Source organism: Variovorax sp. YR634, from assembly GCF_900106655.1.
In the GTDB taxonomy this organism is placed as follows: Bacteria; Pseudomonadota; Gammaproteobacteria; order Burkholderiales; family Burkholderiaceae_C; genus Variovorax.
In genome coordinates this window covers 861,153-886,022 of sequence record NZ_FNOL01000001.1, presented here as the reverse complement: position 1 = coordinate 886,022, position 24,870 = coordinate 861,153, and the positions used below count along the sequence as shown (strand labels likewise).

The 24,870-nt window shown below is 63.8% G+C and carries 26 protein-coding genes; 5 read left to right on the top strand and 21 right to left on the bottom strand.

All coding sequences use genetic code 11. The features are described from left to right. Positions 1 to 8 precede the first annotated feature (8 nt). The 4 genes from BLV60_RS04125 to BLV60_RS04110 all read left to right on the top strand — a co-directional run bounded on the left by BLV60_RS04125 (position 9) and on the right by BLV60_RS04110 (position 2,574). Complete coding sequence (locus BLV60_RS04125) at positions 9 to 695, top strand: RraA family protein (RefSeq protein ID WP_093050213.1); 687 nt, start codon at positions 9 to 11, stop codon at positions 693 to 695. A gap of 150 nt (positions 696 to 845) precedes the next feature. Continuing rightward, entirely contained in the window at positions 846 to 1,064 is a 219-nt protein-coding gene (locus BLV60_RS04120) for a hypothetical protein (protein ID WP_093050210.1), read from the top strand. 210 nt (positions 1,065 to 1,274) lie between these two features. Continuing rightward, positions 1,275 to 2,060, top strand: coding sequence for an exodeoxyribonuclease III (gene xth / locus BLV60_RS04115; protein ID WP_093050428.1), 786 nt, complete (start codon positions 1,275 to 1,277; stop codon positions 2,058 to 2,060). A 4-nt stretch (positions 2,061 to 2,064) separates the two neighbouring features. After that, complete coding sequence (locus tag BLV60_RS04110) at positions 2,065 to 2,574, top strand: hypothetical protein (protein ID WP_093050207.1); 510 nt, start codon at positions 2,065 to 2,067, stop codon at positions 2,572 to 2,574. A 27-nt stretch (positions 2,575 to 2,601) separates the two neighbouring features. On the opposite strand, the gene BLV60_RS04105 is transcribed toward BLV60_RS04110, so the two are convergent. From BLV60_RS04105 to BLV60_RS04045, 13 genes are all read right to left on the bottom strand, one after another. Further along, positions 2,602 to 3,621, bottom strand: a complete 1,020-nt coding sequence (locus tag BLV60_RS04105; RefSeq protein ID WP_093050204.1) for a patatin-like phospholipase family protein — start codon at positions 3,619 to 3,621, stop codon at positions 2,602 to 2,604. Positions 3,622 to 3,810: 189 nt separating this feature from the next. After that, positions 3,811 to 5,343, bottom strand: a complete 1,533-nt coding sequence (gene ntrC / locus BLV60_RS04100) for a nitrogen regulation protein NR(I) (RefSeq protein WP_093050201.1) — start codon at positions 5,341 to 5,343, stop codon at positions 3,811 to 3,813. 27 nt (positions 5,344 to 5,370) lie between these two features. Further along, the gene (gene glnL, locus BLV60_RS04095) at positions 5,371 to 6,450 is read right to left on the bottom strand and encodes a nitrogen regulation protein NR(II) (RefSeq protein WP_093050198.1); all 1,080 of its coding nucleotides are present in this window, start codon (positions 6,448 to 6,450) and stop codon (positions 5,371 to 5,373) included. A gap of 2 nt (positions 6,451 to 6,452) precedes the next feature. Further along, positions 6,453 to 6,962: a hypothetical protein gene (locus BLV60_RS04090; RefSeq protein WP_093050195.1), complete on the bottom strand. Its 510-nt coding sequence runs from the start codon at positions 6,960 to 6,962 to the stop codon at positions 6,453 to 6,455. Positions 6,963 to 7,115: 153 nt separating this feature from the next. Then, the gene (gene glnA / locus BLV60_RS04085; protein WP_093050193.1) at positions 7,116 to 8,531 is read right to left on the bottom strand and encodes a type I glutamate--ammonia ligase; all 1,416 of its coding nucleotides are present in this window, start codon (positions 8,529 to 8,531) and stop codon (positions 7,116 to 7,118) included. Positions 8,532 to 8,677: 146 nt separating this feature from the next. After that, entirely contained in the window at positions 8,678 to 9,478 is an 801-nt protein-coding gene (locus tag BLV60_RS04080; RefSeq protein ID WP_176928704.1) for a competence/damage-inducible protein A, read from the bottom strand. Next, the gene (locus BLV60_RS04075; RefSeq protein ID WP_093050187.1) at positions 9,475 to 10,365 is read right to left on the bottom strand and encodes an EI24 domain-containing protein; all 891 of its coding nucleotides are present in this window, start codon (positions 10,363 to 10,365) and stop codon (positions 9,475 to 9,477) included. Before BLV60_RS04075 ends, BLV60_RS04080 begins: the two co-directional genes overlap by 4 nt. Positions 10,366 to 10,415: 50 nt before the next feature. Continuing rightward, positions 10,416 to 11,390, bottom strand: coding sequence for a sterol desaturase family protein (locus BLV60_RS04070; RefSeq protein WP_093050184.1), 975 nt, complete (start codon positions 11,388 to 11,390; stop codon positions 10,416 to 10,418). A gap of 13 nt (positions 11,391 to 11,403) precedes the next feature. After that, positions 11,404 to 12,216, bottom strand: coding sequence for a polysaccharide deacetylase family protein (locus tag BLV60_RS04065; protein WP_093050181.1), 813 nt, complete (start codon positions 12,214 to 12,216; stop codon positions 11,404 to 11,406). Continuing rightward, positions 12,200 to 13,207 (bottom strand): YncE family protein, encoded by a 1,008-nt coding sequence (locus BLV60_RS04060; protein ID WP_093050178.1) that lies wholly within the window; start codon positions 13,205 to 13,207, stop codon positions 12,200 to 12,202. The genes BLV60_RS04065 and BLV60_RS04060 overlap by 17 nt, the downstream gene beginning before the upstream one ends. An 82-nt stretch (positions 13,208 to 13,289) precedes the next feature. After that, positions 13,290 to 14,039, bottom strand: coding sequence for a pseudouridine synthase (locus tag BLV60_RS04055; RefSeq protein WP_093050175.1), 750 nt, complete (start codon positions 14,037 to 14,039; stop codon positions 13,290 to 13,292). Positions 14,040 to 14,100: 61 nt separating this feature from the next. Then, a complete protein-coding gene (gene ggt / locus BLV60_RS04050; protein ID WP_093050172.1) occupies positions 14,101 to 15,837 on the bottom strand; it encodes a gamma-glutamyltransferase in 1,737 nt (578 codons plus the stop codon). Positions 15,838 to 15,890: 53 nt separating this feature from the next. Beyond that, entirely contained in the window at positions 15,891 to 17,486 is a 1,596-nt protein-coding gene (locus BLV60_RS04045) for a class I SAM-dependent methyltransferase (RefSeq protein WP_093050169.1), read from the bottom strand. 320 nt (positions 17,487 to 17,806) lie between these two features. On the opposite strand from BLV60_RS04045, the gene BLV60_RS04040 reads away from it, so the two are divergent. Beyond that, positions 17,807 to 18,088, top strand: a complete 282-nt coding sequence (locus tag BLV60_RS04040) for a hypothetical protein (RefSeq protein ID WP_093050166.1) — start codon at positions 17,807 to 17,809, stop codon at positions 18,086 to 18,088. A gap of 473 nt (positions 18,089 to 18,561) precedes the next feature. Here the strand turns inward: BLV60_RS04040 and BLV60_RS04030 are convergent, their stop codons facing one another. From BLV60_RS04030 to BLV60_RS04005, 8 genes are all read right to left on the bottom strand, one after another. Beyond that, positions 18,562 to 19,530 (bottom strand): ArdC family protein, encoded by a 969-nt coding sequence (locus BLV60_RS04030; protein WP_093050158.1) that lies wholly within the window; start codon positions 19,528 to 19,530, stop codon positions 18,562 to 18,564. Between the two features lie 99 nt (positions 19,531 to 19,629). Next, positions 19,630 to 20,544: a hypothetical protein gene (locus BLV60_RS04025; protein WP_093050155.1), complete on the bottom strand. Its 915-nt coding sequence runs from the start codon at positions 20,542 to 20,544 to the stop codon at positions 19,630 to 19,632. 91 nt (positions 20,545 to 20,635) lie between these two features. Continuing rightward, entirely contained in the window at positions 20,636 to 22,045 is a 1,410-nt protein-coding gene (locus BLV60_RS04020) for a relaxase/mobilization nuclease domain-containing protein (protein WP_143042538.1), read from the bottom strand. Then, entirely contained in the window at positions 22,042 to 22,377 is a 336-nt protein-coding gene (locus tag BLV60_RS33905) for a hypothetical protein (protein WP_143042537.1), read from the bottom strand. Before BLV60_RS33905 ends, BLV60_RS04020 begins: the two co-directional genes overlap by 4 nt. A gap of 131 nt (positions 22,378 to 22,508) precedes the next feature. Then, on the bottom strand, positions 22,509 to 22,874 hold the full coding sequence (locus BLV60_RS04015) for a plasmid mobilization protein (protein WP_176928703.1): 366 nt from the start codon (positions 22,872 to 22,874) through the stop codon (positions 22,509 to 22,511). Between the two features lie 337 nt (positions 22,875 to 23,211). After that, the gene (locus tag BLV60_RS04010; RefSeq protein WP_093050146.1) at positions 23,212 to 23,637 is read right to left on the bottom strand and encodes a hypothetical protein; all 426 of its coding nucleotides are present in this window, start codon (positions 23,635 to 23,637) and stop codon (positions 23,212 to 23,214) included. A gap of 21 nt (positions 23,638 to 23,658) precedes the next feature. Beyond that, positions 23,659 to 24,201 carry a hypothetical protein gene (locus BLV60_RS33900; RefSeq protein WP_143042536.1) on the bottom strand — a complete coding sequence of 181 codons (543 nt, stop codon included), beginning with the start codon at positions 24,199 to 24,201 and terminating at the stop codon, positions 23,659 to 23,661. Positions 24,202 to 24,223: 22 nt separating this feature from the next. After that, on the bottom strand, positions 24,224 to 24,862 hold the full coding sequence (locus tag BLV60_RS04005) for a hypothetical protein (RefSeq protein ID WP_143042535.1): 639 nt from the start codon (positions 24,860 to 24,862) through the stop codon (positions 24,224 to 24,226). Positions 24,863 to 24,870: the final 8 nt, after the last annotated feature.

The window sequence follows — 24,870 nt, the reverse complement described above, 5'->3', positions numbered from 1 at the left end:
GACAGACGATGAACCAGCTACCCGACATCATTCGCGACTTCGAGCGCGTTCCCTCCGATCTGGTCCGGCAGGCCTCGGCGTTCCAGCCGGCCATCCTTGCCGACGTGGCAGGCCGCCGGGGCGCCCTGCACGGCCGCATCCAGGCCTTGCGCCACCGGATGACGCTCGTCGGCAGTGCACTCACGGTCGAAGTGCGGCCGGGCGACAACCTGATGATCCACGCCGCCATCGCGCTGGCAAAGCCCGGCGACGTGCTGGTGATCGACGGCAAGGGCGACCAGAGCGCCGCCCTGATGGGCACGATCATGATAAACGCCTGCCGGCAGGTCGGCATCGCCGGCGTGGTGATCGACGGCGCGGTGCGCGACAGCGTCGAGATCGACGAGATGGATTTTCCCGTCTTCTCGGTCGGCACCAATCCCAACGGCCCGACGAAGCTGGCCTCGGGGCGCATCGGGCATCCGGTGTCCGTGGGCGGCGTGGCCGTGCGTGCAGGCGACCTGGTCGTGGCCGATGCCGACGGCGTGGTGGTGGTCGAGCGGGAAAGAGTCGAGACGCTTCTTCAGGCCGCAAAGCAGAAGGTCGAGGACGAAGCCGCACGCATCGAGGCCATCAGGAAAGGCGACACGGCGGCCAAGTGGCTGGACTCCGCCCTGCGCAAGGCGGGCGTGCTCAAGGAAAACGAGACGCTGTAGGCCTCATTCGACCGATGGCATCTGCGCCGGAAGGGCGATTGCGCACGGCGGAATTCAGGCGCTCATAATGTCCGCCGGCCACGCCAGAGGCCGCCTTCCCCTCCTCTTTCAGATCCGAGCTTTCTTTTCTGGCGTTCACTGGACGACACCATGAGCTCACTGCACATGTTTCTACCGGTATGCGAACCAGCACGCAGCGAGGCGCTGGCGCAGTTGATAAGGACACATCACGTGCCCCGCCACCTCGTCAAGGGCGTCGCGATCAGGAACCGCAGTGCATGCGGGCCGACCGCTCCGGTCGACGCACCGCAGCAACAAAGCCTGCAGCAGGCGCAGGAATCCCAGGCATCCGCTGCTGCGCGGGAGTAGCCGCATCGCATTCGCCGTCCGGGCGCCTATGGCCGAAGAAACCGGAGCATTCCCCGGCGTGCCCGCCTGCCTGCCCCGAACTACTGTTGCGCCCACTTACCTGCCTTGCACTCGGAGAGGTCGAGTGCTTTTGCTAAGCTGACCGGCCAAATGCAGCGCTGCGCCGCGCGCGACGCAAAGATCATTGGCAATCAACAAGTCAGCAAACCCATGAAAATCGCCACCTGGAACGTCAATTCCCTCACTGCGCGCCTGCAGCACGTGCTCGACTGGCTCATTGCCAACCCGGTCGACGTGCTGTGCCTGCAGGAGCTCAAGATGACCGACGACAAGTTCCCGCTCGAGGTGCTGAAGTCGGCCGGCTACGAGGCCGCGGTGTTCGGCCAGAAGACCTACAACGGCGTGGCGATTCTCAGCCTTGCACCGGTGCGCGACGTGGTGAAGAACATCACCGACTTCAGCGATGACCAGTCGCGCGTGATCGCGGCCACGGTCGAGACGCCTTCGGGTCCGCTGCGCGTGGTCAACGGCTACTTCGTGAATGGCCAGGAGCCGGGCAGCGAGAAGTTCGCATACAAGATGAAGTGGCTCGACGCACTGCGCGACTCGCTGCGCCAGGAGCTGGCGGCCAACCCGAACCTGGTGCTGCTGGGCGACTTCAACATCACGCCGGAAGACCGCGACAGCTTCGACCCGGTGGGCCTGAAGGAAACGATCCATCACACGACGGAAGAGCGCAACCACTTCAAGGCGCTGCTCGACCTGGGCCTGACGGACAGCTTTCGCATGTTCGAGCAGCCCGAGAAGAGCTATTCGTGGTGGGACTACCGCATGCTGGGCTACCAGAAGAACCGCGGGCTGCGCATCGACCACATCCTGGTGAGCCAGCCGCTGGTGCCGCGCGTGAAGGGCTGCATCATCGACCGCGTGCCGCGCAAGTGGGAAAAGCCGAGCGACCATGCGCCGGTGGTGCTCGATCTCGAGCAGGGTGCCTGAGCCCATGACCATACGCAACCTCGCAATCGCGGCCGTCGCGCTGACGCTCACGGCCTGCTCGCTGCTGAAGCCCGGCGACAAGGCGGAAGAAGGCGGCAAGAGCGCTGCAACCTCGCCTGCGGACGAGACCGCGTCCGGACGCGACGTGCCGACGGTGCGGCTGATCACCGCGCAGACGCCGGCCGTGCGGACCTACCGCAAGATCGGCGCGCGCCACATCTACAACAAGTACGCGAGCCGCATCTACAAGGGCAAGATTCCGCCGCTGGTGTATGCGGTGGTGGTGGTCGAAACCGACATCGACGCCACGGGCAAGGTGATCAGGGTCGATTTCAGCCGCACGCCGAGCCATGCACCCGAAGTACCGCCGATGATTGCCGAGCTGATCAAGGCCACGTCGCCCTTGCCGAACCCCGGCAAGCTCGGCGCCCATACGTACGTGGATACCTGGCTCTGGGACAAGAGCGGAAATTTCCAGATCGATTCGCTGACCCTGGGCCAGCGAAGCCGATAGTCACGCCGCCGGCGTCGCTCGCCTCGCTCAAGTCCAGTTCTGCTGGACCCAGCTGCGCACCGCCGCCCACTCGGGCGAGCTCTCGATGTATTTCTGCGTCGCACTCACCAGCTCGCCCACGTTCTTGTAGTCGTCCAGGCCGAACGGCTGGGCCAGCGGTACGTTGCCGCGCATGTAGTTGTTGCCGAGCAGCTGGCCGGCCTGGGTCGCCGCCAGCTCCGCGGTGGCATCCATGGTGAGGTTGAGCAGCGCAGTAGCCGGCACCACGCCGTCGCTGAACGGCCACAGCCAATGCGTGACGCCCCAGTCCAGCGGGTTGGACACGGAACTGGGCGGCACACCCACCGGATTGACGCCGGTGCCCAGCGACAGCATCACGATGTCCGACGGGGCGGTGGCGCAGCCCTGGTAGATTGCTTCCACGATCGCCGTCATCGAAGGGTTGTTGGCGAAGGTGCCGCCGTCGGCGAAGTAGCCGAAGTCGCCCATCTGGTACGGCGGGAAGTACGTTGGCGCGGCCGAGGTGGCCAGCGCGGCGTCCACCATGCTGATGCCGCGGTAGGCGTTGCTCTGGCCGTTGGAGATGGTGCACGGCGCCCAGCTGTTCTGGTTCGCATCCCACAGCCGCGCGGAGTTGACGGCCACGAAGCGGCTCGCCGAGGACAGCGCACCGCCGCTACCCACCAGCTGCTGGGCGACTGATTGCAAGCCGGTGTTGACGTACTGGCACTTGAAGATGCCCGGACCGCTGCCCAGCAGGTCTTCCGTCGACTGCGCCGGTGCCCGGTCCTGCTGCTTGGCTTGCGCGTCCAGCAGCCAGCCGTTGGGCTTGAAGATGGTGGAGCCATCGTTCTGGTAGACGCTGACGATCTTGTCGATGCTCACGTTGTTCACCAGGCCCAGCGAGATCAGGCCGCCGGTGGACGTGCCGGCGAAACCGTTCGCGCCTGCGACGATGCCGAAACTCTTGTCCAGGTCCTGGATCAGCATCGCCGTGATGACGCCGCGGATACCGCCGCCGTCGCAGCAGAGAATCTTGAAAGACATGGCTACGCTCCTTGCTTGAGTGGACGGTACCCGCGGCGCGCGGGCCCGGATGCTCCTTGGTCTCAGGCCGGAATGTGAGTCAATTGGTGAAGCAGCGCATCACTTGAACGAGGGATGGGCGATCTTCTGCACCGGTACGGCCGGCTGGATAAGTCCGGCCGGTAATAAAAAAGGCCCCAAGGGGCCTTTTCATTCGATGCCGAGTTCCTGGATCTTCCGGGTGATGGTGTTGCGCCCGATGCCCAGTTTCTGCGCGGCCTCGATACGGCGGCCGCGCGTGTTGGCCAGGGCTGTGAGGATCAGCCTCGACTCGAAGCGGCGCGAGAGCACGTCCCACACATCGGTGCGGCCGGCCGCGAGCAAGGCCTGGGCTTCGTGCTCCAGGCCGCTTTCCCAACTGCTCACGCCCGCATGGGCTTCAGCGGGCTCGGAGACGGCGTGCGCGGGCGCCGATTCGCTGCCTGCAACTGGCAGCGACGCCACGGGCTGGGCCGCTGCGGTCGGCGCGACGGTCGCGGCTTCGGGCACGTGGAGAGTCTCAGCGCCTGCACCGACGGCCATCACCTCGGGCGGCAGGTCCTTCGCTTCGATCAGTTGGGCCGGCGCCATCACGGTCAGCCAGTGGCAGATGTTCTCGAGCTGGCGCACGTTGCCCGGGAAGCCGAAGGCCGCGAGCTTGGCCAGCGCCGCATCGGAAATGCGCTTGGGCTCGACGCCCAGCTGACGCGCGCTCACCTGCAGGAAGTGGCGCGTGAGCGCGGGCACGTCTTCACCGCGTTCGCGCAGTGCCGGCAGGCGCAGGCGAATCACGTTGAGGCGGTGGAACAAGTCTTCGCGGAAGCCGCCGAGCTTGACGCGCTGCTCCAGGTCCTGGTGGGTGGCCGCGATGACGCGCACGTTGGCCTTGACCGAGTTGTGGCCGCCCACGCGGTAGAAATGGCCGTCACTCAGCACGCGCAGCAGGCGCGTCTGCAGGTCGAAGGGCATGTCACCGATTTCGTCGAGAAACAGCGTGCCGCCCTCGGCCTGCTCGAAGCGGCCGCGGCGCATGGTTTGCGCACCGGTGAAGGCGCCGCGCTCATGGCCGAAGAGTTCGCTCTCCAGCAGGTCCTTGGGGATGGCGGCGGTGTTGATGGCAACGAAGGGGCCGTTGGCGCGCGGCGAGTGCTTGTGCAGCGCACGCGCCACCAGTTCCTTGCCCGAGCCCGATTCGCCGGTGATGAGCACCGTGACGTTGCTTTGCGAAAGCCGGCCGATGGCGCGGAACACGTCCTGCATCGCAGGGGCCTGGCCGAGCATTTCGGGCGCTGCGACCATGCGCTCTTCGGCGACTTCCTCGCGCTGGCTTTCATCGACGGCACGGCGGATGAGTTCGACCGCACGCGGCAGGTCGAAGGGCTTGGGCAGGTATTCGAAAGCGCCGCCCTGGAAGGCCGAAACGGCGCTGTCGAGGTCGGAGAAGGCCGTCATGATGATGACGGGCAGGCCGGGGTGCTTGGCCTTGATCTTGTCGAGCAGGTCGAGCCCGGAACCGCCGGGCATGCGGATGTCGCTCACCAGAACCTGGGGACCTTGCTGATCGTCGTCGGCGGCCTGTTCGAGTGCTGCCAGCACCTCGCGCGTGTTCGTGAAACTGCGCGTGGGCAGGTCTTCGCGCAATAGAGCCTTCTCGAGCACGAAGCGAATCGATTGGTCGTCATCAACTATCCAGATCGGCTTCATGCATCTCCTCTGTTGCCGGTGGCTGCGCTAGGGCAGCGGTATCAATATCTTGAAATCGGTTCGGCCCGGGACGCTGTCGCACTCGATCACGCCGTGATGCTGTTGCACAAAAGTTTGCGCGAGCGTCAATCCCAGCCCTGTCCCGCCTTCCCTGCCCGATACCAGCGGATAGAAGATGCGGTCCTTGATCGTGTCCGGCACACCCGGTCCATTGTCGATTACATGCAATTCCAGTGCCAGTCGATACCACTGCTTGTTGAAGATCACCTGACGGGCTATGCGCGTCTTGAAAGTGATCTGCGCGTCGCCTGCCGCGCGGCGCTCGGTCAGCGCCTGCGCCGCGTTGTGCGTGATGTTGAGCGTGGCCTGGATGAGCTGCTCGCGGTCGCCGCGGAACTCGGGAATGGACACGTCGAAATCGCGCTCGATGTGCAGGTCGCGCGGAAACTCCGCGAGGATGACCGAGCGCACGCGCTCGCACACCTCGTGGATGTTGACGTCGCCCACCACGTGCGGACGGCGGTGCGGTGCCAATAGCCGGTCGACCAGCGTCTGCAGCCGGTCGGCCTCGTGGATGATGACCTGGGTGTATTCGATGAGGTCGCGCGATTCGACCTCCATCTGCAGCAGCTGCGCCGCGCCTCGGATGCCGCCGAGCGGGTTCTTGATCTCGTGCGCGAGGTTGCGGATGAGCTCCTTGTTGGCCTGCGCCTGGTCGATGAGGCGCTCTTCGCGGTCTTGTCGCACCTGCTGCTCGAGCGGCGACATCTCGATGATGAGCTCGCCCTTCTTGTCGCCCTGCGCAAGCGTGACCTGCACGGGCATCAGCTCGTGGTTGACGCGGCGCAGGAAGGCCTCATAGCGCAGCGTTGCAAAGTCGTTGCTGCTCGCACCGTCGATGGCCGTACGCAGCACCTGCGGCTCATGAAAACACGCGCCGAACTGCGAGCCTTCGAGCGTGCGGCGCGAGGTGCCCAGTGCGTCTTCGAGGCCTGCGTTGGCGAACAGCACGGAGCCGTTGCTGTTGACCACCGCGATCAGCGTGGACAGCAGGTCGAAGGACTGGAAGCGCGGATTGGCGCCGGTCGCCTTCTTCCCGAACACCATGACTACTGCGGCTGCTGCTTGTTCGGCAGGCGGCCGATTTCGCGGCGGATGCCGGCGATGTCACTCTCGTTGCGCGCCAGTTCAGCCTTCATTTCGGCGACGCGGTCCAGGTACTTCTGGTAGTTGCGGCCTTCGCTGCCCTGCTTCTCGGGCTCGCCGTTGTTGTATTCCTTCTGCAGCTCGGCCTGGCGCGCCTCGGCCTTCTTGAGCTCAGACTCGAGCACCGAACGAGCCTCGCCGTCACGGGCACGCTGGTCGACGCCTTCGACACGCGGGCTGCCCGCCGGCGCACGCGCCGCGGAAGAGCCACCGGACGACGCAGAGCCACCGCCCGAAGACTTGGTGCCTTGCACGACCGTGACGTTGCCGCCTTCCATGACCTTGCAGCCCTTCTGCTGGGCGATGGTGGCGTTGTTGGTGTACTCGTTGCCGCAACGCCAGACGCGTTCCTGCGCGAGCGCCGGCAGCGCGATCAATGAACCGGCCAGGAAAATAAGAGAAGCAGTCTTCATGTGTATCGGTGGAGGGCGGCGACAAAGGTGCATTTTCGTGCAATTCGATGCCACCAGTGACAAGATGTTCCACTCCATTGAAAAAGGACGGCCGTGGCCGTCCTTTTTCATTACATCCCCGCCAATGGATTGGTGAGGTTGTACTTCGCGCGATTACAGCGAGTAGTACATGTCGAACTCGACCGGATGGGTCGCCATGCGGAAGCGCGTGACTTCCTGCATCTTCAGATCGATGTACGCATCGATGTACGCATCGGTGAACACGCCGCCCTTGGTCAGGAACGCACGGTCCTTGTCCAGGTATTCCAGGGCTTGGTCGAGGCTGTGGCAGACGGTCGGGATCAGCGCGTCTTCTTCCGGCGGCAGGTGGTACAGGTCCTTGCTGGCGGCTTCGCCCGGATGGATCTTGTTTTCCACGCCGTCGAGACCGGCCATCAGCAGCGCAGCGAAGCCGAGGTACGGGTTCATCAGCGGATCGGGGAAGCGCGCTTCGACGCGGCGGCCCTTCGGGTTGGCCACGAACGGGATGCGGATCGAGGCCGAGCGGTTCTTGGCCGAGTAGGCCAGCTTCACCGGGGCTTCGAAGCCGGGCACCAAGCGCTTGTAGCTGTTGGTGCCGGGGTTCGTGATGGCGTTCAGGGCACGGGCGTGCTTGATGATGCCGCCGATGTAGTGCAGGGCGAAGTCCGACAAGCCTGCATAGCCGTCGCCAGCGAACAGGTTCTTGCCGTCCTTCCAGACCGACTGGTGCACGTGCATGCCGGAGCCGTTGTCGCCGACGATGGGCTTGGGCATGAAGGTGGCGGTCTTGCCGTAGGCGTGGGCCACGTTGTGGATCACGTACTTCTGCAGCTGGACCCAGTCGGCGCGCTGGACCAGCGTGCTGAACTTGGTGCCAAGTTCCATCTGGCCGGCGTTGGCCACTTCATGGTGATGCACTTCGACCGGGATGCCGAGCGATTCGAGCACCAGGCACATTTCCGAGCGCATGTCCTGGAAGCTGTCGACCGGGGGAACCGGGAAATAGCCGCCCTTGACTGCCGGACGATGGCCGGTGTTGCCGTGCTCGTATTCCTTGTCGGTGTTCCACGAGGCTTCTTCGGAGTCGATCTTCACGAAGCAGCCCGACATGTCGTTCTTCCAGCGAACGCCGTCGAAGACGAAGAATTCGGGTTCCGGACCGAAGAAGGCGGTGTCGCCCAGGCCCGAAGCCTTCATGTATGCCTCGGCGCGCTTGGCGAGCGAACGCGGATCGCGCTCGTAGGCCTTGCCGTCGGCGGGGTCGATCACGTCGCAGGTCAGGATCAGCGTCGTTTCTTCGAAGAAGGGGTCGATGTTGGCGGTGTTCGGGTCGGGCATGAGCTGCATGTCCGAAGCTTCGATCCCCTTCCAGCCAGCGATGGACGAGCCGTCGAATGCGTGGCCCGAGGTGAATTTGTCTTCATCGAAAGCCGAGACCGGCACGGTCACGTGCTGCTCTTTGCCACGGGTGTCGGTGAAGCGGAAGTCGACGAACTTGACCTCGTTTTCCTTGACGAGCTTGAGTACATCGGCGACGGTCTTTGCCATCAGTTTCTCCTGAGTTGGATGGTGGTTAGGAATACAGGGACGAGGGATGCAGTTTCTGTGCCATTGTCACCTCACTCGATGAGGCTTTAGTGGCCGCCGCAAACCCCAAATGAACGCGGAATTTCACCAAAATGGTGCGCTCAGCATTAACGCACCAATTCTGGACCAAGCTTGGCATCAAAGGTGTGCAACCCTTCGATCAGCTGGACATAGGCGGCATCGAGCCGGCCGGGGTCACCCTTGACGCCCAGCTCGATGTGGCGGCCGTATTCGGGGTGATCGACGCTCGGCAGGCTGAACACCTTGATGCCGGCGTGGGTGGCCTCGATGGCCTGCATGAGCGGCGTCAGCGTGGCTTCCATGGCACCGAAAACGATCACCGACTTCTCGGCGACGGCATTGCGGGTAAACAGTTCGGCGTAACGGCCGTCGAGCACGGACTCGATCATCGGCCAGGCCATGACGGGGAAGCCCGGCACGAAGTGCACGTCGCCGACGCTGAAGCCGGGGATCTTGTTGTACGGGTTGTAGATGAGCGCGGCGCCCTGCGGAAACACGCCCATGTTGAGCCGGTGCACGTTGTCGGACCGGTCGGGCTCGTAGGGCACGCCCTGCTCACGCGCGGTGTCCTGCATGCGCTCGCGGATCAGCAGTTCGGCCTCGGGGTGCAGCGCCAGCGGCACGCCCAGCGCCTTGGCGGCGCACTGGCGGGTGTGGTCGTCGGGCGTGGCGCCAATGCCACCGGTCGAGAAGACGATGTCGCCCGAGGCGAAGGCGCGCGCCAGCGCGGCCGTGATGCGCGCCGGTTCGTCGCCCACGTATTCGGCCCAGCTCAGCTGCAGCCCGCGCGCGGCGAGCAACTCGATGACCTTGGCCATGTGCTTGTCGGCCCGCTTGCCAGAAAGGATCTCGTCACCGACGACGATGAGACCGAATGCGCGTGTCATGGTGAACCCCATTGGGAAAGAGCGGCCTTGCTAGCCTCTTCGGCTTCGAGCGCCGGTGTTGTGCCGTTGGCGGCCGATGCCTCGGCCACAGCGCGCTGGGCACGCAGCCGCGCGAGCGCGTCGAGGCAGTAGTGAGCGAACCAGAGCGCCGAAAAGGCGAAGACCAGTGTGTAGATCCAGATGGCGATCGGCACCAGCACGAAGAAGGCGGCGGCGAACAGCAGGCCCGATGCCCAGACGATGCTGGGCGCCGCGCCCAGGTAGCCGCACAGCACGCCGATGCACAGCAGCGGCAGCCGGTGCGCGCGCAGCAGCGCGGCGCGCTCCTCGGGGCTGGCGTGCTCGGCCAGCGCATCGAAGCTCATCACGCGGTAGGTGAGCCAGCCCCAGATCAGCGGCGGCAGGATCAGCACCAGCGGCGGAATGAGCCACAGCGGCATCGACACCACAAGAGCGATCAGCGCCAGGATGGTGACGCCGAGCGAACGCGCGACGCTGCCGAAGAACGAAGCGCCCTTTTTCTGCTCGAGCGAGGGAAAGCGCCGCTCGCCCACGAGCTTGGTCAGCGCAGGCGCCATGAAGCCGGCCACGATCAGCAGGCAGACCACCACGATCAGCGGCGTGGCGGCGAACACCACGACCAGGGACGCCAGCGCGAAAGTGACGTCACCCGAGAAAAGACGGCCGATCCACGCCCAGAAGCTCGACAGCAGCGGCCAGGCATCGAGTGCGCCGCGTGTCCAGGTCACGGCGGAGTCCCAGTAGAAATATCCGAGCCCCGCGGCCAGCACCACCATCAACCCCAGAGGAAGCAGCGACAGCACGATCACGCGCGGCAGCATGCAATAGGCGACCGCGCGCCAGAAGGAGTCGAGGAGCAGGCGCATTGAGCACCGAGGATAACGCCTCGGACGAGCCGTTCAGGGGCCGGAGCCCCTCAACCGCGACCGACCATTCGCTTCAGGCCGAGCCACTGCTGGGCCCAGAAACCGCGCCCGTATTCGCGCACGCGGCCGTCGGCGCTGGGTTCGACCTGGTCGCGGATGCCGGTCGGGTCGTAGCGGTTCTCGAAGTTGGCGGTGCGAAACAGCATGTCCCACCAAGGCAGCAGCACGCCGAAGTTGTGGCCGCCGAGCGTGCTCCTGCCGTTCGATTCGTGCCCCAGCCCGATGCTGTGGTGCAGCCGGTGGAAACGCGGGCTGATCCACAGCCGCTCGCCGATGGCGCCGAAGCTCAGCCGCAGGTTGGCGTGCTGCAGGCTTTCGCTGAGCTGCGTGAAGGCGACAAAGGCAATGAACTGCCCCGGCGCGACGCCGATCAGCTGCGCCACGATGACGATCAGCGTGTCGTGGACGATGTCGTCGAGCAGGTGATTGCGGTCGTCGCTCCACATCGTCATCTGGCGCTGCGAGTGGTGCAGCGAGTGCAGGCCCCACCACCAGTTGAACTGGTGCTGGCCGCGGTGGATCCAGTAGCCGACGAAGTCGAGCACCACCAGGTAAATGGCGAAGGCGACCACCGGCACGTCGGTCACGCCGGGCCACACTTCGTCGAGGTGGAAAGTGCCCCACCCCGCCGTGCGCAGGCTGCCCATCGCATCGTCGAAGAAGGGCTGCAGCGTGAAGAAGATCGCCAGCCGGAACAGGCCGAGCCGGTGAATCAGCGTGTAGAGCATGTCGATGCGGATCGCGTGGCGGTCGACCACCGGCTCCACCGATCGCCAGCGCTGCAGCGGCCCGATGATCGCCAGCAGCACCAGGATCTGGATGACGCCGACCAGCAGCCAGCCGGTCGCGTCGAAGGCATCCTCGGTCCAGCCGCCGAGGCCGACGGCGTAGACCAGCGGCTGCACGGCGGCCTCGAAGAACCAGCCCTGCATGGCGGAAAAAGCGTCTGTCAGCCAATCGATCACGGCGAAAACTCGTTCAGGGGTGAGATGCAATCCAGGCGCGGAAGTCCGGGTGCTGGCGCAGCGTCTGGAAGCAGAAGCCCTTGGCCTTGAGCCCGACGATCAGCGGCTCGAGGTTGGCCGGAGCCCATGGGTCCTTGCGCGACCAGATGCCCAGGTGCGCGAGCAGGATGTCGCCGGGGCGAATGGTGTCGAGCGCCTGAGTCAGCAGCTTGGCGTTGCTGAATTTCTCGCTCGGCAGCTCGTCGCCGAGGAAGCCGGCGGGCGCCCAGCCGACGTACTTGTAGCCACAGCCTTCGGCGGCGGCCAGCAGCGCGGGCGAGGTCTTGCCGCCCGGCGCGCGGTACAGCGGCAGCGGCTTCTTGCCGGTGATGGCGGCCAGCCGGTCGGACGACTTGCGGATGTTGGCGCAGTACTCGGCCGCGCTCCAGGTCGATTCCTTGCCGTCCTGCGGGCCGGCCGAGGGCTTGATGCGGAAGCTCGGCGGCGTGCCCTTGACGTCGGCGCGCCAGTACGCGTGGTCGTAGGTGTGCGATCCGAACTCGTTGCCTTCGGCCGCCCTCGCCTTCCACCAGGGCGCCCAGTGGTCGTCGAGGCTGTCGCCGTCGGTCTGGGTGCGCTCGGCGGCGGCGAAGAAGGTGACGCGCACGTCCTGCCGCTTGAGCACGTCGGCCACCAGCGGGGCGATGCCCATGTGGCCGGTGTCGAAGGTCAGGTAGACAGGCTTTTCGCAGGTGGCGCCCGGTGTCGCCCCCCAGGCGACGGGAGCCACGACTCCGGCCAGCGACAGCGCGAGGGCCGCGCCGATGCGGCTAGATGCGCTTGGCATGATCGAGCGTCCAGACGCCATGCGGCGAACGGCCGACATTCACCTGCCGCACGACCTTGTTGCTGGCCAGGTCGACCACGCTGAGCTTCTTGATCCAGCGCGAGGTCACGTACAGGGTCTTGCCGTCGGCCGACAGGTCCATGCAGTCGGGACCGCCGGGCACGGGATAGGTCGCGATGACCTTCAGCGTCGCCAGGTCGATGCGGCTGATGGTGTTGGCCACGCGGTTGCTCACGAACACGCTCTTGCCGTCGCCGGCCGAGCGGAAGGCGTGGGCGCCCTTGCCGGTGGGGATCTTGCCGACCAGCTTGGGCTCGGCGCCGGCCACGTCGAACACCTGCACGCCGTCGCTGCCGGTCAGGCCCACCAGCAGGGTCTTGTCGTTGTGCACGCCGAAGATGTCGGCAGGCATGGTGCCCGTGGCAACGCGCCACTTGACTGTTTGCGTGGGCAGGTCGACGGCGATCATCTCGTCGCTGTCCTGCATCGTCACGTAGGCGATGGTGCTGGTGTTGTCGATCCAGATGTGGCTGGGCGTCTTGCCGCTGGCGATGCGCTTGGCCAGCTTCAGGTCTTTGCCGTCCCAGCGGTAGATGTCGACGTGGTTCAGGCGGTTGCCGGCCGTGACGAACCACTTCATGTCGCGCGAGAACTGCAGCTGGTACGGATCGATGATGCCGTAGACCACGCGCTGCACTTCCGCCGTGCGGGGGTTCAGGAACGTCAGCGAATCGCCCGCCGAATTGGCCACGATGACCGACTTTTCGTCCGGCGTCATGTAGATGTGGTGCGGCTCCTTGCCGGTGGCAATGCGCTGTTTTTCCGTCCAGTCGACGGGATTGATCACGCTCACGCTGGCGTCCAGCGAATTGAGCACGAAGATCGGGGGAAGTTCGGCCGGCGCGGCGGCGGCGGGGAATGCCGCCAGGGCCGTCAGACAGGAAAACAGGAAAGCCGCGATGCGGCCGTTCGGTCGAGCAGGGAGTCGCAAGGGAAGGTTCCGGGAGAGAGCTTGGCGAGATTAACGGTCGAGCCTTAGGACTGGCTGACCGTCAGGGGGCGCTTTGTTCCGCTTATTTCGGCGGTTTGGCCGGTTTGGCCGGCGCGCGCAGGGCGGCAACCTGGTCGGCGGTCAGCCAGCGCCACTGCCCCGGCGCAAGGTCGTCGGGCAGCGCCAGGTCGCCGATGCGCGAGCGGTGCAGCCCCTCGACCCGGTTTCCGACCGCGGCCAGCATGCGCTTGACCTGGTGGTACTTGCCCTCGGTGAGCGTGAGCCGCAGGTGCAGCGGGCTGTCGGATTCGCAGGCGGCGGCGCGCACGGGCTTCGGGTCGTCGTCGAGCACCACGCCTGCCAGCAGCTTGGCGATCTGCGCCTCGTCCACCGGATGCTTGGCCGTTACCTCGTAGACCTTGGGCACGTGGTGCTTGGGGGAGCCCATCTTGTGGATGAACTGGCCGTCGTCGGTCAGCAGCAGCAGGCCGGTGGTGTCCTGGTCGAGCCGGCCGATGGCCTGCACGCCCTGCACCGCGCCCTTGTTGGGCCGCAGGCGCAGCGGCGACGGCAGCAGCGTGTAGATGCTCGGATAGGTCGAGGGCTTCTGCGAGCACTCGGTGCCGGCCGGCTTGTGCAGCATCAGGTAGGCCTTCTCGTGGTACGCCCACGCAGTGCCCTGGACTGTGTAGTGAAGACCTTCGGGGTCGAGATCGGCGAAGGGGTCGGTCACCGCCTGGCCTTCGATGGTCACGTGGCCTTGCTGGACGAGGCCCGCGCACACGCGCCGCGTGCCGAAGCCCTGGGTATAGAGGATGTCTTGCAGGTGCATGAAAAATGAAAAAAGCGGCCGCGCCGACAAGGGCACGACCGCCTTCTAGTTTGCCGCAGGATCAGTAGCCTGCCGCCAGGCCCGTGTTGCGGCGCGGATCGTTGGCACCGTAGAAGCGGTTGTTGCCGACTGGCTTGCCGCCCAGCGACGGCGCGCCGACGATGATGGCCGCGAGGTGATTGGCCGGCTGCGGCACACCCAGGTTGTGGCCCATGTCGGTCAGGATCTTGCGCGTGTCGGGGCTCAGCGCGAAGGTCTCGACGTTGGTGACGTCGGGCAGCCATTGCTGGTGGAAGCGCGGAGCGTCCACCGCTTCCTGCACGTTCATGCCGTAGTCGACCACGTTCAGGATCGTGTGCAGCACCGCCGTGATGATGCGGCTGCCGCCGGGTGTGCCGACCACGAACACCGGCTTGCCGTCCTTCGACACGATGGTCGGGCTCATCGAGCTCAGCGGACGCTTGCCCGGGGCGATGGCGTTGGCCTCGCCCTGCACCAGGCCGTACATGTTGGGCACGCCGATCTTCGAGGTGAAGTCGTCCATTTCGTTGTTCAGCAGCACGCCCGTCTTGGCGGCCGTGACCTTGGCGCCGAACCAGTCGTTCAGCGTGTAGGTCACGGAGACGGCATTGCCCCACTGGTCGGTGATCGAATAGTGGGTGGTGTTGCTGCCTTCATGCGGCGCGACACCGGGCTTGATGTCCTTGGAGACGCCGGCCTTCTTCGGATCGATGACGGCGCGGATCTTCTCGGCGTAGCCCTTGTCGAGCAGGCGGTCGAGCGGGTTCTTCACGAAGTCGGGGTCGCCCAGGTAGCTGTTGCGGTCCACGTAGGCGTGGCGCATGGCTTCGATCTGGTAGTGCACCGACTGGGCCGAGCGGAAGCCCAGGTCCTTGAGCGGATAGCCCTCGAGGATGTTGAGCATCTCGCAGATGATCACGCCGCCCGAGCTGGGAGGCGGCGCCGACACCACGCGGTAGCCGCGGTAGTCGCACTCGACGGGCGCGAGTTCGCGCGTCTTGTACTGATCGAGGTCGGCCTGGGTGATGATGCCCTTGCCGGCCTGGCTCGACGCCACGATGGCGTTGCCGACCCAGCCCTTGTAGAAGCCGTCGGGGCCCTTCGCGCTGATTTCCCTCAGCGTCTTCGCCAGGTCTTTCTGCACCAGCTTCTGGCCGACCTGGAAGGGCTGCCCCTTGTTCAGGAAGATCGCACCGGAGACCGGGTCTTTCTGGAAATCGGCGGTGGAGGTCCACAGCATGTCGATGTCACCCTGCTCCAGCGCGAAGCCCTTGTCGGCCAGCTGGATCGAGGGGGCGATGAGGTCGGCGCGCTTCATGGTGCCGTACTTCTCGCGCGCGTATTCCATGCCCGAGACGGAACCGGGCACGCCCACGGCGAGGTGGCCATTGGTGCTCAGGCCCTTGATGACGTTGCCATCCTTGTCGAGGTACATGTTGGCCGTGGCGGCCAGCGGGGCCTTCTCGCGGAAGTCGAGGAAGGTCTTGCGGCCGTCGGCCAGCTGCACGGTCATGAAACCGCCGCCGCCGAGGTTGCCGGCCGCGGGGTACACCACCGCCAGTGCGTAGCCCACGGCCACGGCCGCGTCGACGGCATTGCCGCCGCGCTTGAGCACGTCGACGCCGACCTTGCTCGCCAGGTGCTGCGCGCTCACGACCATGCCGTGCTCGGCCGCGACGGGCGCCACCGATGCGGCATTCGACGCGCCGGCGGCCGCCAGCGCGAGCACCGCCACCACGGCAGCGCGCAGCTTCGGGGTCCAGTGAATTTGTTGCATGCAGGTATCTCCTCTTTGAGTGTGTTGAAGAAAAACGGTGATGTACGTACGGGTCAGCCCGTGAGCAGCGCCTTGCGGCGCAGGCCGTCGAGCGCCAGCGAGACTTGCTGGCGGGCGAATTCCCTGACTGCCGACGGATCGGTCAGCGGCTTGTCGTCCTTGACGAAGCGCAGGCGATCGCTTCGAACCTCCGCTTCGAGGTGCTCGGCCAGCGCGTCGTGCGAGTGCGTGCCGTCGAGCAGCGGCAGCAGGCTTTGTTCGAGCAGCGTCAACACCACGGGCTCGTGCCACTGATTGCAGGTGTTGGCAGTGGCGCCGACGCCCGACGCAAGACCCGAAGCGCCTCGCACCGCGGACAGCGCTTGCGGCAAACCGGAGACCACGTCGGCCGCGAACACCGGCGTGCGTCGGATGCGCAGGGCGCCGAGGATCAGCAGCTCCTCGAGCATCGCCATCGCGGCAGATTCGATGGCGGCCTGCGGCTGACCCGTGAGCCCGGAGGCGGCCTCGATGAGGGCCGACGCAGAGATCGATGCCGGATAACGCGTGTCGAGCAACTGCGCCACCGCCTTGTGCACGGGCAACCGCAGCGTGACCTTCAGGCCTCGCATTGCGCTGCAGGGCTGCTCGCGGGCATCGAGCGTGAGCGCCCCACCGTCGTCGGCCCTGAAGATGCCGGCGAATTCGAGCGAGCGGATGCGCGCGGGGTCCAGCTTGTAGCGGATGTGCGCCGCTTGCGTCTGCTTGACCAGAAGGGTCTGGCGGAAGGTGCGATTGACCAGGAAATCGAGGTACTGCTCCATCATGATCTGGCTACCACCGCATTCGCGCAGCAGCGGATCGCGCACCTTGTCGCCGTAGTTCTGCACGAACATCGTGGACGGCTCCGCATCACACAAATAGGCGAGTCCGTGGGCATCAGCTCGCGCCACGAACTCTTTGAAATAGCACGGCGCGTTGCAGGGCTCGAGAAACTCGTGCAGCAGGTACGAACTGTTGGCGTTACGCACGATCGGCATCGCCTCTTCGAGCGTCTTCTTGAGCACGCTGTCGGCACGGGCCGACTGCTCGAGAAAGTCGAGCATGCCGCGTGCGTAAGACAGTTTTTCTTCCGGCGTGTCGCGCGGACCGCCGCGCAGGATCATCGCGTCGCGCACGATCTCGCGCGCCTTCCAGCCCGGGTACACGTTGTAGCTCACGTAGGCCACGCCGGTGGGTGCGAGATTTTCGGAGCAGATGCGCAGGATCGCGTCCTGCACCGGGCCTGGCACCCAGCTGTAGACGCCGTGGCAGACGATGTAGTCGAACTGGCCGAACGAAGCGTCGATGTCCGCAAGGTTGAAAGCCTTGAGTTCGATGTTCGACAGCCCGGCGCGCCCGATGGCCGCCGCACCTTGCGCCACCTGCACTGGCGACAGATCGATGCCGATTGCACGCGCCTCGGGGTGGCGTGCCGCAAAGGGAATCAGGTTGCCGCCGGCCGCGCAGCCGAGCTCCAGCACACGGGCCTTCGCGGGAGGCGGAGCATCGAGCCCGAAGAGAAATGCCAAGGCTTCCAGATGCTCCATCGCTGACTGTGGAAACGGATGCGAGTCATAGGGCACCGTGTCGTAATAGCTGGTCAACTCGGAAGTCAGGGAATCCGGCACGGGCGTCCTTATCGGGATCTGGGCAGGCAGCTGGAAACTGCAGTGACTGCAATGTGACAGTGCTGGCCGACTATAGCCCCGCGTTCCGGCGAAAAAAAGCGGGCTTGCACAGGGCCTCGCGAACCGCGCATAAAAAAAGCCCAGCTGTGAGGCTGGGCTTGAAAGCCTATCTGCTTGGCATGCATCAAGGCCCCCGCACAGGTTGACCAGCGGGGGACGGTTTACCCGTCAAGGAGAAATTCGGATGGGTGGAAAAAACGATGTCTTCATGGGCATAGTCTACTGTATATTTGTACAGTCTTTTAACAAAGGATGCCGCCATGTCTCTGCCCGAGGAAACAACCACCCCGCCCAATCATGCGCTCAAGGAAGCGCTGGCCTGGATCTCGAAGTTTGCGCATGCATGGAAGGCCATCGAGCCTTCCCCGAGGAGCCTCAGCATCGACGGCTTCATCATCTGGGGGCCCGTGCTCTACGAAAAGCACAAGGGCGAAGATCCGGTGCTACTGGCGCGGCAATTGTTCGGCCAGTCCGGTAAGTACTTCAAGTATCTCTATCCCGACCGCGGGCGGAGTTCGAACGATCCCGGTGGTCTTACTTAGAATGCCCCGATGAATTGGCGCACACTGCTTCCGCTTGCCCTGGTCCTCACCGGCTGCTCGACCCCCCCCAACGAGGTGACGCAAGTTCGCGAAGGCGTACTGCGTGCCATGACCTACGTTCAAGCCTCGGACTATTGCGACGCGCGAAGCAAGACGCCGCGTTGGCTTGGCAAGGCGCCTGCGGAGCAGGGTGTTTTGTTTCAGTGCTACTGAGTCCCGGAGCCTGATAACGCAGGGAACGTCTCAGCGGGGATCGCCTTCGGTGAAGCTGGGGGGATTCTCCACCATATTGCTTCAAGTGGTTGTTTTTGAATAATATTTTTCGGGACAATTACCGAAAAATCCCCCAAAACGATACCTCGCATGATACCCGAGGTATCACCGAATGGCCAGGCAATGCTGGACACCCGAGCAAGCAATTAGAAGTAATTGAGTTCAAGTGTGTTTTACGGATTTGAACCGCCGTCCGCAAGTCACATGCACAGCCTGGCTGTCCGCGCCAGAACAATCGACTCGGCCACTGGGTCGGCCACGGCATCCTTGACCACCAGCGGCTGCGCCTCTACCGCCAGTTTGCTGACGTAATCGCAAATCTTTTGCGCGTTCGCCGCCGCCTTGAAAATCTCGTTCTTGTCATCTTTGAGCACTTGCAACCAGCTCGCCAGGTATCCGGCATGCGAGGCAATGAGCGACGGCCCCATGGGTAGCCCGAGCTGGGCACCAAGCTGTGCCGACACCAGCTCGGCCACAAGTTCAAGCCGCGCGTATTCGGCAGAGCCAAATCGTGGGACATCCGACGACATCATGGCCAATCGCTTCATGGCCTGGCTGCCATGCCCGGCGCTCTCATGCAAGAGGGTGGCGTGGAAGTCCTCCAAGCTGTCAAACTCACTGGCCGGTGGGCACCTGACCTCATCGGTGCGCGGGATGTAGCAGGGCTGGAACCCCTGCCCGAAGTTGACTTTGAGGCCCGTGTTCTGCAAACCAAAAATGATCTGCTCCACGGCGTCTGCGCAGGAGACATTGCACTCTCGCACCGGCATGGGTGCCATGCCGTCGATCTGGCTGGCGTTGAATACGGTATATGCCTTCATCACCAGCGCCTTGCTGCCGTCCTCGGCCAGCACCTCGCCACCTGTATTTGCCTCCTTTGTGGCCTGCCCCCGGTTGACCTCCACCATTTTGACGATCCGCGTGCCCTTCTCGCCCTTGCGCACCTGCACGCCCATGCCCTCGGCTTGCTTGTAGGTGAGCCAGCGAACATCCCCACTGGCCGCGGCTGGGGAGATGGCCAAAATGAGCTGATTGATCCCCTTGTAGGCCTGCCCGCTGCTGGCATTGAAGTTCAGACCGCCGCCCGATTCCCAGCTCTTGCGCCATGGCGGCGGACCTGCCTCCATGGCCGCAACGATCTCGTCCGTGATCTGTTGCCGGATGTCCATGGCCCCTCCCGATGGCGCGATGTGGCGCTGATTGCCTGCAATCGGGATACCTTCCCAAAAAGCGGCCCGAATGTCTGGGCCGCTGGTCGGTCTCCGGGGTCAAGCCGCCAACTGGCGCTCCCACGCATTCACCACCTTGGGCCAGAGCCGGGATTTGAGGTTGGCTGGTGTCGGCTCGGGGCGATCCGGGTCTTCACCCAGGCTGGTCATGGCGCCATGCAGGTCGTCCAGGTTGATGCCCGCCTCTGCCCAGGACGCATACAGCGCCAAAGCCTCGGGCGAATCGGTTTGGGTGAATGTCCAGTCGCCGGATACGGCGTGCTGGATTTGGCGCGCGGTCAGCGGCGCCGCAGCCTGTGGCTGCGATGCGGGATTTTCCAGAGCGGCAGCCGCGCCAGTGGCGCGGCTGAGTGGAACAACCTCGGCGCAAGCCGGGGGTTGTTCCACAGTATTGTTCTTTAACTTTGTTAAAGCCAATACTGATAGAGAGGGCTCTGCATCGTCGCAAACCGGCGTGGCCATTGCGATTTCATCGAATGGCGGCACCTCGTCGTCCGGGGAAATAGACTCCTGGCGACCAGGCTGGTTCGGGGAAATACTTTGCACGGGTGCCGGGATGGCCAGCGCCATGGGCTTGCGGTTGATCGGGGACAGTGGCAACTCCAACAGCAAACCGCCATTGGGCCGGTTAGGGTGCTGCACCAGCAGGCCCACGGCTGCCAGTCGCGGCAGGAAGTCAGCGGCCTGGGTGTCGTCGATGTTGCCCATGCCCCGGCCCTGAATGCCGGGCGCGGTAACCAGACTGGCAATGTCCTGATAGCTCAGGCGCTGCTTGCGGAAGTTGCCCACCATGCCGGTCTTGAAGTTGGCCAGCCATTTCAGTTGCGCGTAGGCCCAACGTTCGCGGAACCCCAGTTTTTGCAGGGCTGCCCATTCGTCCCGGTTGAAGCTGATGTAGGCCGTGCCCTCTTTGGCTGGCTTTGCGGTGGCGTTTTTTGTGATTTTGCTGCTCATGTCATCCTCCTGTGTTGGGTTGATATAAACCATCGTGGTTTACGGTACGCCCCCTTGTGTCGCGCGCATCGGGGGCTTCTATCCTGAAAGCTCATGGGGCCGAGCGCTTGGGTGGCTGGGCGGGCGACTGCTTCGGCGCCGTCTGCGGCGTCCGGTCGCGCCGGTCTTGCAAGCGTTCGCGCAGATTCAGGAACCGGGGCAATACGCCGACGGGTGGCGTCTTGGGCAGCTCGTTGGGGGATGCGGGCACAGCGGGGGCAGCCGGTGGCACCGCCACGGGCTGAGTGGGTGTCTGCGCCTTGGTCGGTTTCGACCAGGGCGCTGGTAGCGGGAGGTCATCCAGCTCATCGAGCGGTGCAAGGATGTCCTCATCGCCTGCAACGGCCCCCGGTGGCAGAATCGCTGGCCCTGCCGCAGTGCCCATACCCCCTTGTCGTTCTGCCATTACCTTCGCCAGAATCGTCGCCTGCGCCTGGCTTCTGGCGACCACGGTCAGGTGCTGCTTCAATGCCTCGCGCATGGCGCGTTCCACAAAGCTGGCACTGCCGGTGAAACTTATGGTTTCCCATCGTTTCTCGCATGCCAGAGCGACGATGCGTTGGGCGGCCAGTTTTTCTTCCATGCCACCCAGCACGGTGAGCCTGTCGCCCTGATCGGAGATACGGCCCGGCTGCCTGAAATACAGTATTGCGCCTTGCGCGTGTTTGTAAACACGGGTCAGGTCATCGCCCAGAATGGTCTGCATCCGCTGCGCGTAGTCCGCTTCGACCAGCGCCCGGCGCATGTCGCGCCGTTTGGAGTCCGTCAGCATCTCGGCGGGGCTGGCACCCGGCATCACGATGGTGGGCGTGGAAGACACAAGGGCCAGCTCTGCCACATCGCGCCCCGGCTCGAAAGGTTCGGGCCAGGTGGCGTGCTGAGAATCGGATGGGTCGAAGGGGTTGGGGGGAGTGGACGGTTGGGACGGTGTAAGGCTGTCGGTCATGGTGCTGGGCTCCTCGATGGTTGTTGATGTTTTGGGGGATGGCTGCGACTTGCGCTTGATGCCGGTAGGACTTGCAACGGCCACAAGCCCGAAGTCGCGTTCAAGCCTCCGGACAATGGCCTCTGACTTGCGATAGCTGTTGGCATCCGAAATGGTTTTGCCGTGGATGTCGATGCGACAGGCAATGATGTGCAGGTGCTGGTGGTCGGTGTCGTTGTGCACCACGCCGCACCACGCGGTTTTGGCGTAGCCCATGGCCTCGGCGTATCGCTCGGCAATGGCCTGCCACTGGGCATCGGTCAGGGGTGGGTCGCCCGGTGCCGGGCTGAGCATCAGGTGCGCAACCGCCTTGGTCAGATTGGGATTGAGGCGGCGCAGCGCGCCGAACTCCCGCGACAGTTCGCGCGGGGTGAACCCGGCCATGGTGCCTGCAATGATCCTGCCGCGCCCACGGCGCAGCAGGTAACTCGCAAGGCCTCTTGCTCCCTTGCCATTCGGTGCGATCTTGCCAATCAATTGGCATCACCACGGCCATTCAGCGCTAGCCATAATTCTTTCGGAACTCGCTCCCGTCTACTGCCGTCTGCGTTCAAGCTCGCCCAGTGGTGTCGCCGCGTTGCAACCGGCTTCCCTGTGGAGTCAATCAGCAAGGCATAAATGTGAAGCTTGGAACGTTCGTTCTCATAGCTACTGACAAACGCCCACCACATCGCGTCCGCCGCGCCGATGCGGTCCATGACACTCAGAGCAATTTCCAGCCATTCGTCATCGTTCGGGTCCGATTCGGCTACTTCACGACAGAGCACGAAGTCGGCATGAGGGTCTGGGATTTCTCGGGTTTGAAGCATGCGTCTTTGGTGCAAGGCTTGAAGAGCATCCCTTTGGGTCGTGTGCGGTCCGGTGGTGCCCCCTATCAGTCGATGGCTCTTCCAGGCAAAAAACTGAACGAATGAATGGCTGAATCGTCGGGTTATTTTTCTCACACAGCCCTCCTGCGCTTTGCGCCGCTCGCGTTGCAGTCCAGAAGCTCCAGGCGCAAAAGGCGCACCTGCTCGGCAAGGTCGTTGACGGCAGGGTAAATCCCCTCCGGCAAAAAACCCGCGTTGCAGGCGCGCGCAATCTGGTTCAGATTGGACGCCAGGGGTGCCAACTCCTGCCAGCGGGCAAGATTGCCCGCTGATGGCGGTAGCTCGATCTGCTGACGCAACGCCACGCGCCGAACGAACGTGGACATGGGCAGGCGGGCGGCGTGGGCGTTGGCGCGGATTTGCTCTACCTCGGCAACATCCAGATAGAGGTCGAAGCGTTGGCGCAGATCGCGGCTGGATTTGAGCGGGCGGGGCATGGCATGGGTCTCGATTGGGGTTTCTTGGGTCGCAGACCCAGCGTTCTGAGCCGGTCCTAAACCGGGGAAGAACATAGCTGGCTGCTTACCGTCCCCTCTATGCCTCTCAAAGCTGCTCCCGGAAGTCAAGGCCTACCCCTTATTCCCTCTGAATAAAACGCTTGTAGGCCGTTCTACGAGGTCGATTTTTGGGCGTAAAAAGCGGCGCGCGCGGCATGCGGGGTTGCGCCTTGACACTTCGTGCCATCGTGTACTTAAACTAAAACGGTTGCGGAACGCCCAGCAAAAAGGCCGGGGAGTGTCCGGCCTTGTGTATTGAATTTCAGGTTGCTAATCGTCATAGCCGGGGGCGACTTGCGGCCTGCTCCATTGGCACAGCCGCCATGGCTTGGGCGATTTCTTGCTTTTGTCGTTCGATCACCCCGTCCATCAGCTCGTCTTGCTCACGGGCGTAATTGCCGATGGCAAAGCAGACCGACTCGTGGAAGTAGGCATTGCGGTCGCAACCAGTAGGAGCAATGGCGTGGTCTTCGTCTTCTCCCAGCAGGCATTCCAGTTCAAACACCACCTGATCCCAGTATGCCCGCCAAAGCTCAACGCCCAGCCGCTGGCTGGTGAGCGGGTGGCTATCCCCGAAGGCGACCTCCCACATCGGTGCGTTCATAAGGGCATGGAGCTGATCTGCCGACAGGTTGTTGATGATCCAATCTTCAAGCGTTGGATAACGCGCCAAAAGCGCGAGGGTCTTCTTACTGTGTCTCATGTCGTTTTCCTTAATGGGTGGTTAAAGGCGGCGGGCGGTCGCTGACGACACCTGCAAGCCCGGTGGGGTGGATTGCGCCAGTTGTTTTGCTTCCCGAAAAGCAGTGACCTCCTGTGCGAGACCCGTGGCATTGAGCAAATTGCCACAATTGGCCCCCCCATGAAACGAGAGAAAGTAGTTGTGGGGGAGGGACAACAAGGCACCATGGTCAAGAAACGCTGCAATAACCCCCACGTCCCGCATGCGAATCGCCCCTGCGAAGGGTGATTCATAAACTGGCCAATCCGTAGCGTCTGCGGGACTGATGCGTCGTTTACCTTCGAATAGCGTGTTCGGATCAGCCCCTTTTTCTAAAAGCCAATGTATTGCCTCGGTCGATTTCTTGATGACGGCACAGCAGAGCAGGGACTGGCCCTGCCGGTTGGGCGTTACCCAGTTGGCCTGAGCACGGGTCAAAACAACTTGCTCCAAGGTGGCCACGTCGTTTTCAAATGCCGCATCCACAGCACGCCAGACGCGCTTGTTGATTTCAGCGCGGGACTGTTTCGGTTTTTGGTTATCCATAAATTTCTCCTTGAATGTGGGCTCAAAGGCGACCAGCGGCGGCGGTTTGCGACGGTGTTGACTGCGACACGTCGGGCGTGTTTTCAGTCAACGTCGCACGCTCCTCATTAGCTTTTGTTTCAGCCCTCACGCCTTTGAAGATCGCACACGCACGCGGTATTGCGGCTTCAAAAATGTCGTCATAGCAATCCACATCGCCAATGCTTACCAAATAGCCTGCCAACAGGGCGAACACTTCCGCGCCGAGTCGGAACCGCTCGGAATATTTCTCAACCAATTCAAGCTGGTGAGGAAGAATCACAAAGAAACGTAGGTCAATCCGACCTCTGTTGAGGCAATTTGCTGTAAGCCACAGAAGCGACGACCTGCTGGCGGCCGCCCACGCCCAACTCAGAGGGTCTGAATCGCCCAACTGGGGGTTTGTGGTTGAGGCCATCGTGAAGTCAAAAAAGTCGTAGCCGTGGGATTGCAGCTCTACGACCAGTTGCATGCCCTCTCCGGTTCGGTCATTGATGAAATGGCGGAATGCATGAAGAACCAGAAGCGTAAGCTCCGGTGGAAAGGCGCGCGTTGCTCGAACGGTGATTCCGCCCTTGCTGCACTCGTTTACCAGCACGACAGACTGCCGCGCTGCCTTGCGCTTGTTGGATGATTTACCCATTGATTTCT

Excerpts from the sequence above, each read along its gene's own strand:
- BLV60_RS04040 (WP_093050166.1), top strand. The coding sequence starts at position 17,807 with ATGTCTCTGCCCGAGGAAACAACCACCCCGCCCAATCATGCGCTCAAG.
- BLV60_RS04015 (WP_176928703.1), bottom strand. The coding sequence starts at position 22,874 with ATGCCCCGCCCGCTCAAATCCAGCCGCGATCTGCGCCAACGCTTCGAC.
- BLV60_RS33900 (WP_143042536.1), bottom strand. The coding sequence starts at position 24,201 with ATGGATAACCAAAAACCGAAACAGTCCCGCGCTGAAATCAACAAGCGC.
- BLV60_RS04090 (WP_093050195.1), bottom strand. The coding sequence starts at position 6,962 with ATGAAGACTGCTTCTCTTATTTTCCTGGCCGGTTCATTGATCGCGCTG.
- BLV60_RS04025 (WP_093050155.1), bottom strand. The coding sequence starts at position 20,544 with ATGAGCAGCAAAATCACAAAAAACGCCACCGCAAAGCCAGCCAAAGAG.
- BLV60_RS04105 (WP_093050204.1), bottom strand. The coding sequence starts at position 3,621 with ATGTCTTTCAAGATTCTCTGCTGCGACGGCGGCGGTATCCGCGGCGTC.
- BLV60_RS04120 (WP_093050210.1), top strand. The coding sequence starts at position 846 with ATGAGCTCACTGCACATGTTTCTACCGGTATGCGAACCAGCACGCAGC.
- BLV60_RS04110 (WP_093050207.1), top strand. The coding sequence starts at position 2,065 with ATGACCATACGCAACCTCGCAATCGCGGCCGTCGCGCTGACGCTCACG.
- glnA (WP_093050193.1), bottom strand. The coding sequence starts at position 8,531 with ATGGCAAAGACCGTCGCCGATGTACTCAAGCTCGTCAAGGAAAACGAG.
- BLV60_RS04010 (WP_093050146.1), bottom strand. The coding sequence starts at position 23,637 with ATGAGACACAGTAAGAAGACCCTCGCGCTTTTGGCGCGTTATCCAACG.
- glnL (WP_093050198.1), bottom strand. The coding sequence starts at position 6,450 with ATGGTGTTCGGGAAGAAGGCGACCGGCGCCAATCCGCGCTTCCAGTCC.
- BLV60_RS04065 (WP_093050181.1), bottom strand. The coding sequence starts at position 12,216 with ATGCCAAGCGCATCTAGCCGCATCGGCGCGGCCCTCGCGCTGTCGCTG.
- xth (WP_093050428.1), top strand. The coding sequence starts at position 1,275 with ATGAAAATCGCCACCTGGAACGTCAATTCCCTCACTGCGCGCCTGCAG.
- BLV60_RS04055 (WP_093050175.1), bottom strand. The coding sequence starts at position 14,039 with ATGCACCTGCAAGACATCCTCTATACCCAGGGCTTCGGCACGCGGCGC.
- BLV60_RS04075 (WP_093050187.1), bottom strand. The coding sequence starts at position 10,365 with ATGCGCCTGCTCCTCGACTCCTTCTGGCGCGCGGTCGCCTATTGCATG.
- ggt (WP_093050172.1), bottom strand. The coding sequence starts at position 15,837 with ATGCAACAAATTCACTGGACCCCGAAGCTGCGCGCTGCCGTGGTGGCG.
- BLV60_RS04030 (WP_093050158.1), bottom strand. The coding sequence starts at position 19,530 with ATGGACATCCGGCAACAGATCACGGACGAGATCGTTGCGGCCATGGAG.
- ntrC (WP_093050201.1), bottom strand. The coding sequence starts at position 5,343 with ATGAAGCCGATCTGGATAGTTGATGACGACCAATCGATTCGCTTCGTG.
- BLV60_RS33905 (WP_143042537.1), bottom strand. The coding sequence starts at position 22,377 with ATGCTTCAAACCCGAGAAATCCCAGACCCTCATGCCGACTTCGTGCTC.
- BLV60_RS04125 (WP_093050213.1), top strand. The coding sequence starts at position 9 with ATGAACCAGCTACCCGACATCATTCGCGACTTCGAGCGCGTTCCCTCC.
- BLV60_RS04005 (WP_143042535.1), bottom strand. The coding sequence starts at position 24,862 with ATGGGTAAATCATCCAACAAGCGCAAGGCAGCGCGGCAGTCTGTCGTG.
- BLV60_RS04080 (WP_176928704.1), bottom strand. The coding sequence starts at position 9,478 with ATGACACGCGCATTCGGTCTCATCGTCGTCGGTGACGAGATCCTTTCT.